The sequence below is a fragment of the Isoptericola sp. NPDC057559 genome (assembly GCF_042801555.1).
Classification (GTDB): Bacteria; Actinomycetota; Actinomycetes; order Actinomycetales; family Cellulomonadaceae; genus Isoptericola.
The window spans coordinates 82,631-94,567 of the sequence record NZ_JBHVFQ010000010.1 but is presented as its reverse complement, the minus strand read 5'-3'; the positions used below and the strand labels follow the sequence as shown (position 1 = coordinate 94,567).

The window sequence follows — 11,937 nt, the reverse complement described above, 5'->3', positions numbered from 1 at the left end:
CCCACCGGCCCGCTTGGCGGGCCCGGCCCCCCCCCCGCGGCCCCCCCGGCCCCCCCCTGCCTCCCCCAGCGCCCGTCGCCCCCCGCCGGCACCCCCACCGATCGCTACGTCGAGGTCGGTAGACGACGAAGAACGGCCCTGGTCGATGACCAGGGCCGTTCTTGTGCTGCGGTGCGCCTGAAGGGATTCGAACCCCCGACCTTCTGCTCCGGAGGCAGACGCTCTATCCACTGAGCTACAGGCGCGGGCGCCGGCGAGGAACCGCTCGGCACGGTGCACGACACTACCAGCACCTGGAGGTCCGGGTGGCAACCGGCAGCACGCCGCCGGCCGCGGGCTTTGTAGAATCGCCCGGTGACCCCCGACGAGCTCTCCGGAGCACTCAGCGCTGCCCTCGCCTCGGCCGTGGCCGACGGCACCCTCGCCCTGCCCACCGACGCCGTCCCGGCGTCGGTCCACGTCGAGCGACCCCGGCAGCGCGAGCACGGGGACTGGGCCACCAACGTGGCGCTGCAGCTCGCGAAGAAGGCCGGCACCACCCCCCGCGCGCTCGCGGAGGACCTGGCGGCCCGCCTCGTCGCGACGCCGGGCGTCAAGGCGGCGGACGTCGCCGGGCCGGGCTTCCTCAACATCACGCTCGAGGCCGGCGCCGCGGGCGAGCTCGCCCGGACGATCGTCACCGCGGGCGAGCAGTACGGCCGGACCGACGCCCTCGCCGGCCAGGTGCACAACCTCGAGTACATCTCGGCCAACCCGACGGGCCCGCTGCACATCGGCCACACCCGCTGGGCCGCGCTCGGTGACGCCCTCGTGCGGATCATGCGCGCCGCGGGCGCGGACGTGACCGCCGAGTACTACATCAACGACGCCGGCGCGCAGATGGACAAGTTCGGCGCGTCGATCGTCGCGCGGGCCAAGGGCGAGGACGTGCCCGAGGGCGGCTACCCCGGCGAGTACGTCGCCGAGCGCGCCGCCGAGGTGCTGGCGCAGGAGCCCGACCTGCTCGACCTGCCGGCCGACGAGGCCGCCACGACCGCGCGCGAGCTCGGCTACCAGGCGCAGCTCGAGGCGATCCGCCGCACGCTCGACGCGTTCGGCGTGCACTTCGACGTGTGGTTCTCCGAGCGCACGCTGCACGAGTCCGGCGCGGTGGAGCAGGCCGTCGCGCGCCTGCGCGAGCAGGGCCACGTGTTCGACGTCGACGGCGCGGTGTGGCTGCGCACCACGGACTTCGGCGACGACAAGGACCGCGTGATGATCCGCGCGAACGGCGAGCCCACGTACTTCGCCGCCGACGCCGCCTACTACCTGTCCAAGAAGGACCGCGGGTTCCCGGGCAAGATCTACCTGCTCGGGGCCGACCACCACGGGTACATCAACCGCCTCAAGGCGATCGCCGCGTGCGCGGGCGACGACCCGGAGGCGAACATCGAGGTGCTCATCGGCCAGCTCGTCAACATCGGCGGCGAGCGGATGGGCAAGCGCCGCGGCAACGCGCTGTACATGGACGACCTCATCGAGTGGCTCGGCTCGGACCCGCTGCGCTACTCGCTCGCGCGCTACCCGGCCGACTCGCCGCTGTCGCTGTCGGGCGAGGAGATGCTCAAGCAGAGCAACGACAACCCCGTCTACTACGTGCAGTACGCGCACTCGCGGACCTGCGCCGTCGACCGGAACGCCGCGGACCGCGACGTCGTGCGCGTCGCCGCGGACGGCTCGGACGCCTTCGACCCGGCGCTGCTGACGCACGAGACCGAGGCGGCGCTGGTGGGCGCGCTCACCGAGTTCCCGCGGATCGTGTCCCAGGCCGCCGAGCTGCGCGAGCCGCACCGCGTCGCGCGCTACCTCGAGTCGCTCGCCGCGGACTACCACAAGTGGTACCAGGAGTGCCGCGTGACGCCGTACCCGGACGAGGAGGTCACGGACACGCACCGCACGCGCCTGTGGCTGAACGACGCGGTGCGCCAGGTGCTCGCCAACGGGCTCGAGCTGCTCGGCGTGTCCGCGCCGGAGCGCATGTGACCGGGTCGCCGGCCGTGCCCGGCGTCCTCGGCGTGCCCTGGTCGACCGGGGTCCGGCGGCGCGCCGACGGCGCGGTCGAGGTGGGCGGCGTCGCCGTCGCCGACCTCGCGGCCACCCACGGCACCCCGGCCTACGTGCTCGACGAGGCGGACTTCCGGGCCCGCGCCCGCGGGTACCGGACGGCGTTCGCGACCGCGTTCGCGGAGGTCGGCACGGGCGTGGACGTGTACTACGCCGGCAAGGCGCTGCTCACCGTCGCGGTGGCGCGCTGGGCCCGCGAGGAGGGCCTGCGCGTCGACACCGCGTCGGGCGGCGAGCTCGCCGTCGCGCTGCGCGCCGGCGTCCCCGGCGCGGAGATCGGGCTGCACGGCAACAACAAGTCGGACGACGAGATCCTCGCCGCGCTCGACGCGGGCGTCGGCCGGATCATCGTCGACTCCCTCGTGGAGGTGGACCGCGTCGCGGCGCTGGCCGCGTCCCGCGGCGTCGTCGCGCCCGTCATGGTGCGCGTCACGACCGGCGTGCACGCGGGCGGCCACGAGTACATCTCCACGGCGCACGAGGACCAGAAGTTCGGGCTGTCGGTGAACCGGGGCGCCCTCGACGGCGAGGCGGGCGACCCGCCGGCGCTGCGGGCGCTGCTCGCGGTCGTCGCGCGGCCGGAGCTGCACCTGCTGGGCATCCACTCCCACATCGGGTCGCAGATCCTCGACCCGGCGGGCTTCGAGGCGGCGGCGCGCGTCGTGCTGCGGCTGCGCGCCGAGCTCGCCGAGCGCACCGGCGTGCTGGTCGACGAGGTGGACCTCGGCGGCGGCTACGGCATCGCCTACCTGCCGGGGGAGGTTCCGCTGGACCCGGACCGCATCGCCAAGGACGTGGCGGGCGCGGTGGCCGCCGTCTGCGCGGAGCTCGGCACGCCGCTGCCGCGGATCTCCATCGAGCCGGGGCGCGCGGTCGTCGGCCCGGCGGGGCTCACGCTCTACACCGTCGGCACGGTGAAGCCGGTGGCCCTCGACGACGGCCGCGTGCGCACCTACGTGTCCGTCGACGGCGGCATGAGCGACAACATCCGCCCGGCGCTGTACGAGGCGCAGTACCACGCGGAGCTCGTGGGCCGGACCTCGGACGCCGAGCCGGTGCTCGCGCGGGTGGTCGGCAAGCACTGCGAGAGCGGCGACATCCTCGTGCACGAGGTCATGCTGCCGGGCGACGTGCGCGCGGGGGACCTCCTCGCGGTCGCCGCGACGGGCGCCTACGGGCGGTCGATGGCGTCGAACTACAACCTGCTGACGCGGCCGCCCGTGGTGGCCGTCGCCGACGGCGCGTCGCGCGTCCTCGTGCGCCGCGAGACGGTCGACGACCTGCTCGCCCTCGACCTCGGCTGACCGTTTCCGACCGTGGCCGGGCCGCCCGTGGACGGGCGGCCCGGCCGCCACGCGGCGCGGCTATCCTGACCACCGTCCCGGCATCTCGTTCCGAAGGTTCTCCCGTGCCTGCAGCCCCCGTCCCCGCGCCCCCGGCCGACCCGCGCCCCGTCCCCGGCACGCTGCGCGTCGCCCTCCTCGGCTGCGGCGTGGTCGGGACGCAGGTGGCGCAGGCGCTCGTCCGGCACGCCGACGAGCTCGCGGCCCGCGCGGGGACGCGCCTCGAGCTGGTGGGCATCGCCGTGCGCGACGCGAGCCGCCCGCGCGACGGCGTGGGCACGGTCGTGCCGCGCGAGCTCCTCACCGAGGACGCCGAGTCCCTCGTGGACGGCGCCGACCTCGTCGTCGAGCTCATGGGCGGCATCGAGCCCGCCCGGGGGCTCATCCACCGCGCGATCGCCGGCGGCGCGAGCGTCGTGACGGCCAACAAGGCCCTCCTCGCGGAGCACGGCCCGGAGCTCTTCGAGGCCGCCGACGCCGCCGGCGTCGACCTGTCGTTCGAGGCGGCGGTCGCGGGCGCGATCCCGATCGTCCGCCCGGTGCGCGAGTCGCTCGCCGGCGACCACGTGCGCCGCGTGCTCGGGATCGTCAACGGCACCACCAACTACGTCCTCGACCAGATGACGACGCACGGGCTGGACCTCGAGGAGGCCCTCAAGGAGGCGCAGGGCCTCGGCTACGCGGAGGCGGACCCGACGGCCGACGTCGAGGGGCACGACGCGGCGGCCAAGGCCGCGATCCTCGCGTCGCTGGCCTTCCACACCCGCGTCTCGTTGTCCCAGGTCGCGTGCGAGGGCATCACGGGCGTCACCGCCGCCGACGTCGCGGCCGCGCAGCAGACCGGGCACGTGGTGAAGCTGCTGGCGATCGCGGAGCAGACGGCCGAGGGCGTCTCCGTGCGCGTGCACCCGGCGCTCGTCCCCTCGGCCCACCCGCTCGCGGCCGTGCACGGCGCCTTCAACGCGGTGTTCGTCGAGGCCGACGACGCCGGGCCGCTGATGTTCTACGGACAGGGCGCGGGCGGGCGGCCCACGTCGTCGGCGGTGCTCGGCGACCTCGTCTCGGCGGCGCGCGACCGGATCGTCGGGGGCCGCGGCCCGCGCGAGTCCGCCTACGCCTCGCTCCCGGTGCTGCCGCACGACGCCGCGGTGACCCGCTACCAGGTGCGCCTCGTCGTGGCGGACCGCCCCGGCGTGCTCGCGCAGGTGGCGCAGGTGCTGGCCGACCACGGCGTGTCGATCGACACCGTGCGCCAGGCCCCGGACGAGCCGTACGCCGTCGGGGTCGCCGAGGGCACCGCGGCGCTGCTGCTCACCACGCACGCCGCCCGCGAGGCGTCGCTGGCCGCCACCGTCGCGGCCGTGCGCGGCCTCGACGCGGTGCACGAGATCACGTCCGTCCTGCGAGTCGAGGGAGCCTGACCATGCCTGCCCACCAGTGGCGCGGTGTCATCACCGAGTACGCCGACCGGATGCCGGCCCACCTGCTCGAGCGCGTCGTGACGCTCGGGGAGGGCGGTACCCCGCTGGTGCCCGCCCCCGCGCTGTCGCAGCGCACCGGCGCGGACGTGTACGTCAAGGTCGAGGGCATGAACCCGACCGGGTCCTTCAAGGACCGGGGCATGACGGCGGCGATCTCGGCCGCAGCCGGCCGCGGCGCCAGGGCCGTGGTGTGCGCCTCGACGGGCAACACGTCCGCCTCGGCGGCCGCGTACGCCACCCGCGCCGGCATGACCTGCGCCGTCCTGGTGCCGGACGGCAAGATCGCGATGGGCAAGCTCAGCCAGGCGGTCGCGCACGGCGCGCGCCTGCTGCAGGTGGACGGCAACTTCGACGACTGCCTCGTGGCCGCACGCAAGCTCGCCGAGGTGTACCCGGTCGAGCTCGTGAACTCCGTCAACCCGGACCGCATCGAGGGGCAGAAGACCGCCGCGTTCGAGATCGTCGACGCGCTCGGCGACGCCCCCGACATCCACTGCCTGCCGGTGGGCAACGCGGGCAACATCACCGCGTACTGGAAGGGCTTCCGCGAGTACGCGGGCCTGGACGCCGGGGCCGGGCTCGGCGCGGTCGCCACGCGCACCCCGCAGATGTGGGGCTTCCAGGCGGCCGGCGCCGCGCCGATCGTCAAGGGCCACCCCGTGGACGAGCCGGAGACGATCGCCACCGCCATCCGGATCGGCAACCCGGCGTCGTGGGAGCAGGCCGAGGCCGCCCGCGACACGTCGGGCGGCGTGATCGAGGCCGTCACCGACGAGGAGATCCTCGCCGCGCACCGCGTGCTGTCGGCCGAGGTGGGCGTCTTCGTCGAGCCGGCCTCCGCGTCGGGCGTGGCGGGCCTGCTCGCCCGCGCCGACCGCGGCCTGGTCCCGGCCGGCGCGCGCGTCGTCGTGACGGTCACGGGCCACGGCCTCAAGGACCCGCAGTGGGCGCTGCGCACGCCCGACGGCGGCGAGGTCGTGCCCACCCGCGTGAGCGCCGACGTCGTGTCCGTCGCCGGCGCGCTCGGCCTGGACTAGCCAGCTCTGCCTGACACCGCTTCGACCGGACCCCGGGGAGGGGAACGATGCAGCTCGGCGCCGACCATGTCCTCGTGCGCGTCCCGGCCACCAGCGCGAACCTCGGCCCGGGGTTCGACGCCATGGGACTCGCCCTCGCCCTGCACGACGACCTGGAGGTCGAGCTCCTCGCGAGCGACGACGTCGTGGTCGAGGTCGAGGGGGAGGGCGCGGGGGAGGTGCCCGACGGCGAGGACCACCTCGTCGTGCGCGCGCTGCGGCACACGCTCGACCTGGCGGGGGCACCCCGCACCGGGCTCCGGCTGCGCTGCGTCAACCGGATCCCGCACGCTCGGGGGCTGGGCTCGTCGTCGGCGGCCGTGGTCTCCGGCATCGTCGCGGCCCGGGCGCTGCTGGCCGACCCGCACGTCCTCGACGCGGACGCGGTGCTGCGGATCGCGACCGAGTTCGAGGGGCACCCGGACAACGCCGCGCCCGCGATCCGCGGCGGGGCGACCCTCGCCTGGCGGTCGGCGGACGGTCCGCGGGCCGTCGACCTCGACGTCGACGAGCGCATCGAGGCCACGGTGCTGGTGCCCGACCACCGCCTGGCCACCAGCCGCGCGCGCGGCGTGCTCCCGGCGGAGGTGCCGCACGGCGACGCCGCGTTCACGGCCGGCCGCGCGGGCCTGCTCGTCGAGGCGCTGGCGCGGCGCCCGGAGCTGCTGCTCGACGCCACCGAGGACCGTCTGCACCAGGACTACCGCGCCGCGGTGATGGCCGGGTCCGCCGAGCTGTTGCGCGCGCTGCGGGCGGAGGGGCTCGCGGCCACGATCTCGGGCGCGGGGCCCACCGTCCTCGTGCTCACGTCGGGGGAGGGCACGGCGCGCCTCGACGGCGTCCTGGCCGAGCTGATCGACGACGTGGCGGGCTGGCGTGTGCTGCGCCCGGGCGTCGACGCGGGCGGCGCGGTCGCGCGGCGGGTGACCGGGGGAGGGGGCGCCGGGCCGCGCCTCGCGGGGGGCGGCGTGTCGGCCTCCCGCCGGGCGCGAGGTGATATGATGCGGTGAGCCTTCGGGATCGACCGCGAGGGCACTCCCTCCCACCGCACGGCACGCTCGCGTGCCCGGTCGGAGCCTGGTGCCTCGGTGGTTGTGATGCGGTGCACGACCCGCCGCGGCAGTCCCGCGAGAAGGCGAAACACAACCCCGCCAGCCGACGTCGTCGTACCACTGATGCGAGGTTCCACGCGTCCCGACGCTCCCCGCGCCAGGACGGCAGCCACCCCGGCCCGTGACATCTGAGGGCCGCATACGAGGGGGAAGGGTCCTTCGTGACGAACACCACCGACAGCCGGAACGGCTCCGCCGTATCCGGGAACCTGAGCTCGATGCGTCTCGCCGAGCTCCAGGCGCTGGCCTCCGGCATGGGCGTGAAGGGTACGTCCCGGATGCGCAAGAGCGACCTGCAGGACGCGATCCGGTCCGCGCGCGGCCAGGGCGCGCGCACCGCGGGTGCCCCGGTCGCCGCGGCGACCGCCGTGGCCCCCACGGTCCGCAGCGACGCCCCGGCCCAGGCGCCGGCCGAGCAGCCCGCGTCGTCCGACGCCCGCGCGCCCCGTGCCGAGGGCTCCGAGGCTCCGCGCCGGTCGCGCCGCGCCACCCGTTCGGCGGGCACCGCCGAGGGTGACGCCGCGCCGCAGCAGCGCGCGGCGGCCGACACGGCCCCCGCCGCCCAGCCCGCGCGCGGCACCGAGCAGCGCGGCGAGCAGCGTTCCGACTCCGACCGCGAGGCGCGCCTGGCGCAGCTCGCCGACGCCGTGGCCGCTCCGCGCGAGCGGGGCGGGCGCCGCAACGGCGGCCAGAACAACGGCGGCCAGGGCGGCCAGACCGGCCGCGACCAGGGCGACGGCGACGGCCAGCGCTCCGGCCAGGGGCGCTCGAACGAGGGCGGCTCGGGCCAGCAGAACCAGCAGAACCAGCAGAACCAGCAGGGCCAGCAGGGCCAGCAGGGCGGCCAGCGCGACGACCGTCAGCGCCGCGCCGACCTCGAGGACGAGCGCGGCTCGCGCCGCCGTCGCGGCCGCGACCGTGGTCGTGACCGCAAGCGCAGCCGCAGCGGCCGGGGCAACGGCCCCGACGTCGCGGGCCTCGAGGACGTCGAGGTGCGCGAGGACGACGTGCTGCTGCCCGTCGCCGGCGTGCTCGACATCCTCGACAACTACGCGTTCGTGCGCACCAGCGGCTACCTGCCCGGCGAGGGCGACGTGTACGTCTCGCTCAACCAGGTCAAGAAGGCCGGCCTGCGCCGCGGCGACGCGATCGTCGGCGCCATCCGCCAGCCCCGTGAGGGCGAGGAGCCGCCGGCGGGCAAGAACGTCCGCAGCAAGTTCAACGCCCTGGTGCGGCTCGACTCGGTCAACGGCATGACGATCGACGAGGCCCGCCAGCGCCCGGAGTTCACCAAGCTGACGCCGCTGTACCCGCAGGACCGGCTCCGCCTGGAGAACCCGGAGGCCACGCGCCTCACGCCCCGCGTGATCGACATCGTCGCCCCGATCGGCAAGGGCCAGCGCGGCCTCATCGTCGCGCCGCCCAAGGCCGGCAAGACGATCATCATGCAGCAGATCGCCAACGCGATCACCGCGAACAACCCCGAGGTCCACCTCATGGTGGTGCTCGTGGACGAGCGGCCCGAAGAGGTCACCGACATGGAGCGGACGGTCAAGGGCGAGGTCATCGCCTCGACGTTCGACCGCCCCGCGTCGGACCACACGATCGTCGCCGAGCTCGCGATCGAGCGGGCCAAGCGCCTGGTCGAGCTGGGCCAGGACGTCGTCGTGCTGCTCGACTCGCTCACCCGCCTGTCGCGCGCCTACAACCTGGCGGCGCCGGCGTCGGGCCGCATCCTCTCCGGTGGTGTGGACGCCGCGGCGCTCTACCCGCCGAAGAAGTTCTTCGGCGCGGCTCGCAACATCGAGAACGGCGGCTCGCTGACCATCCTCGCGTCGGCGCTCGTGGAGACGGGCTCCAAGATGGACGAGGTGATCTTCGAGGAGTTCAAGGGCACGGGCAACATGGAGCTGCGCCTGTCCCGCAACCTCGCCGACAAGCGGATCTTCCCGGCCGTGGACGTCAACGCGTCCGGCACGCGCCGCGAGGAGATCCTCATGTCGAAGGACGAGCTCGGCATCACCTACAAGCTGCGCCGCGTGCTCGGTGCGCTGGACCAGCAGCAGGCGATCGAGCTGCTGCTCGGCCAGCTCAAGAAGACCAAGACCAACGTCGAGTTCCTGCTGCACGTGCAGAAGACGACGCCGGCCGGGCTCTCGGACGAGAACCCGGGCGAGACGATCTGACCCACCTCGGCCGACCGGGCCCGCCGGGACCCGCACCGGGTCGCGGCGGGCTCGACCCGAGATTTCTCCAGGCGCTCAGCGTTCTGGCACAATAGTTCGTCGGCCTTCCGGTTCACGGCCCGCGGTCCTGCGGGGCGACCCGGCGGCATCTCACCAAGGAGCATCATGAAGTCCGGTATCCACCCCGAGTACGTCGTCACCCAGGTCTCCTGCACCTGCGGCAACACGTTCACGACCCACAGCACCGCGACCTCCGGCAAGATCAGCGTCGAGGTCTGCAGCGCCTGCCACCCGTTCTACACGGGCAAGCAGAAGATCCTCGACACCGGTGGCCGCGTCGCCCGCTTCCAGGCGCGCTACGGCAAGAAGGACTAGCTGCCTGACAGCGCCGGTGGTCCGCCCGACAACCTCTCCAGGGGCAGTCGGACGACGGACCACCGGCGCTTCTGCTTTGCCGAGGTAGTTCGCCACCCGTCGAGGTAGTCCGTGTCCCGGTGAGGTCGTCCAGAGCCCGGGTCGGCTCTCGCCTCGCGCCCGGACCGGGAGTACCGATGACCGACTCGTTCGCGGCCGCGCGGCCGCTGCTCGAGGAGCACACCGAGATCGAGCGCGAGCTCGCCGACCCGGCCGTGCACGCCGACGCCGGCCGTGCCCGGTCGCTCGGGCGCCGCTACGCCGAGCTGAACCAGGTCGCGGCCGCGTACCGCGCCTGGGAGCAGGCCCGCGACGACGCGGAGGCCGCCGCCGAGCTGGCCACGGAGGACGCGGCGTTCGCCGCGGAGCTGCCGGGCCTGCGTGCCGCTGCCGAGGAGGCCGCCGAGCGCCTGCGCCGCGTCCTCGTGCCCCGCGACCCCGACGACGCCCGCGACGTCATCCTCGAGATCAAGGCGGGGGAGGGCGGCGACGAGTCCGCGCTCTTCGCCGGCGACCTCCTGCGCATGTACCTGCGGTACGCCGAGCGGCGCGGGTGGGCCACGCAGGTCCTCGACGCGACCGAGACCGAGCTGGGCGGCTACAAGGACGTGCAGGTCGCCGTCAAGGCGCGCAGCCTGTCCGACCCGGCCGAGGGCGTGTGGGCCAGCCTCAAGTACGAGGGCGGCGTGCACCGCGTGCAGCGCGTCCCCGTCACCGAGTCGCAGGGCCGCATCCACACGTCGGCGGCCGGCGTCCTGGTGCTGCCCGAGGTCGACGACCCGGGCGAGGTCGAGATCGACCCGAACGACCTGCGCATCGACGTCTACCGGTCGTCGGGGCCGGGCGGTCAGTCGGTGAACACGACGGACTCCGCCGTCCGCATCACCCACGTGCCGACCGGGATCGTCGTCTCGATGCAGAACGAGAAGTCGCAGCTGCAGAACAAGGAGCAGGCGATGCGCGTGCTCCGCGCCCGGCTGCTCGCCGCGCAGCAGGAGGCCGCCGCCGCCGCTGCCGCGGACGTGCGCCGCTCGCAGGTGCGCACCGTCGACCGCAGCGAGCGCATCCGCACCTACAACTTCCCGGAGAACCGCATCGCGGACCACCGCACCGGGTACAAGGCGTACAACCTCGACCACGTGCTCGCGGGCGACCTCGACCCCGTGGTGCGCTCCGCCGTGGAGGCCGACGAGGCGGCGCGTCTGGCGGCGGCGGGCTCCGGTGACTGACCCGGCGCCCGCCGCGCCGGCCACGGCGGGCGCGGCCGTCCGCGTGGCGGCGGCGCGCCTGGCCGCGGCCGGCGTCCCGAGCCCGCGGGTGGACGCCGAGGTGCTGCTCGCGCACGGCCTCGGCGTCGACCGGGCCGAGGTGCGCCGCCTGGCGGTGCTCGACCGGGACCTGCCGGCGGACGTCGCGGCGCGGTTCGCCGCCGACGTCGACCGGCGGGCGGCCCGCGAGCCGTTGCAGCACCTCACGGGCGTCGCGCCGTTCCGCCACCTCGAGCTGGCGGTCGGGCCGGGCGTCTTCGTGCCGCGGCCGGAGACCGAGCAGGTGGCGCAGGTCGCGATCGACGAGGCGGCGCGGGCCGTGGCGCGCGACGGCGCGGCCGTCGTCGTCGACCTGTGCACCGGGTCGGGGGCCATCGCCCTGGCCGTCGCGACGGAGGTGCCCGGCGCCCGCGTGCACGCGGTGGAGCTCGACGGCGCGGCTCACGGCTGGGCGGCGCGCAACGTCGCGTCGGCGTCGCGCGCGGCCGCCCACGACGCCGCCCACGACGCCGCCCCCGACGTCACCCACGACGTCGTGCACCTGGTGCGCGGCGACGCCCGCACGGCGCTGCGCGACCTCGACGGCTCCGTGGACGTGGTCGTCTCCAACCCGCCCTACGTGCCGCCCGGCGCCGTCCCGCGCGACCCCGAGGTGGCCGAGCACGACCCGGCCGTGGCCCTGTACGGGCTCGGGGAGGACGGGCTCGAGGTCCCGCGCGGCGTGACGGCTGCCGCGGCCCGGCTGCTGCGGCCCGGCGGGCTCTACGTCATGGAGCACGCCGAGGTCCAGGCGGCCGACGCCCGCGCCATGGTGGCGGCCGCCGGCGGCTTCGGCCCCGCGGAGACCCTCGACGACCTCACCGGCCGCCCGCGGATGGTCGTGGCCCGGCGTTCCGGCGCCGGGACCGCTCCGGACGCGCGGCGGGCGGCCGGTCGAACCGTGACAGACTGATC

Annotated in this window: 9 protein-coding genes and 1 tRNA gene; 9 read left to right on the top strand and 1 reads right to left on the bottom strand. The window is 75.3% G+C overall.

What is annotated here, in order from left to right:
* Positions 1–172: 172 nt before the first annotated feature.
* Positions 173–245: transfer RNA gene (locus tag ACFU5J_RS11870), tRNA-Arg, on the bottom strand.
* A gap of 109 nt (positions 246–354) precedes the next feature.
* On the opposite strand from ACFU5J_RS11870, the gene argS reads away from it, so the two are divergent.
* The 9 genes from argS (at position 355) to prmC (ending at position 11,935) form a co-directional block, all read left to right on the top strand.
* Positions 355–2,022, top strand: a complete 1,668-nt coding sequence (gene argS / locus ACFU5J_RS11865) for an arginine--tRNA ligase (RefSeq protein ID WP_430578836.1) — start codon at positions 355–357, stop codon at positions 2,020–2,022.
* A complete protein-coding gene (lysA, locus tag ACFU5J_RS11860; protein WP_430578835.1) occupies positions 2,019–3,407 on the top strand; it encodes a diaminopimelate decarboxylase in 1,389 nt (462 codons plus the stop codon). The genes argS and lysA overlap by 4 nt, the downstream gene beginning before the upstream one ends.
* 104 nt (positions 3,408–3,511) lie before the next feature.
* Entirely contained in the window at positions 3,512–4,867 is a 1,356-nt protein-coding gene (locus tag ACFU5J_RS11855) for a homoserine dehydrogenase (RefSeq protein ID WP_430578834.1), read from the top strand.
* Between the two features lie 2 nt (positions 4,868–4,869).
* On the top strand, positions 4,870–5,964 hold the full coding sequence (gene thrC / locus ACFU5J_RS11850) for a threonine synthase (protein WP_430577242.1): 1,095 nt from the start codon (positions 4,870–4,872) through the stop codon (positions 5,962–5,964).
* Between the two features lie 47 nt (positions 5,965–6,011).
* Complete coding sequence (gene thrB / locus ACFU5J_RS11845; RefSeq protein WP_430578833.1) at positions 6,012–7,013, top strand: homoserine kinase; 1,002 nt, start codon at positions 6,012–6,014, stop codon at positions 7,011–7,013.
* A 263-nt stretch (positions 7,014–7,276) separates the two neighbouring features.
* Entirely contained in the window at positions 7,277–9,301 is a 2,025-nt protein-coding gene (rho, locus tag ACFU5J_RS11840; RefSeq protein ID WP_430578832.1) for a transcription termination factor Rho, read from the top strand.
* 165 nt (positions 9,302–9,466) lie between these two features.
* Positions 9,467–9,676: a 50S ribosomal protein L31 gene (gene rpmE / locus ACFU5J_RS11835; protein WP_430577245.1), complete on the top strand. Its 210-nt coding sequence runs from the start codon at positions 9,467–9,469 to the stop codon at positions 9,674–9,676.
* A 176-nt stretch (positions 9,677–9,852) separates the two neighbouring features.
* Positions 9,853–10,944 carry a peptide chain release factor 1 gene (gene prfA / locus ACFU5J_RS11830; RefSeq protein WP_430577246.1) on the top strand — a complete coding sequence of 364 codons (1,092 nt, stop codon included), beginning with the start codon at positions 9,853–9,855 and terminating at the stop codon, positions 10,942–10,944.
* Positions 10,937–11,935, top strand: coding sequence for a peptide chain release factor N(5)-glutamine methyltransferase (gene prmC, locus ACFU5J_RS11825; protein ID WP_430578831.1), 999 nt, complete (start codon positions 10,937–10,939; stop codon positions 11,933–11,935). Before prfA ends, prmC begins: the two co-directional genes overlap by 8 nt.
* Positions 11,936–11,937 lie beyond the last annotated feature (2 nt).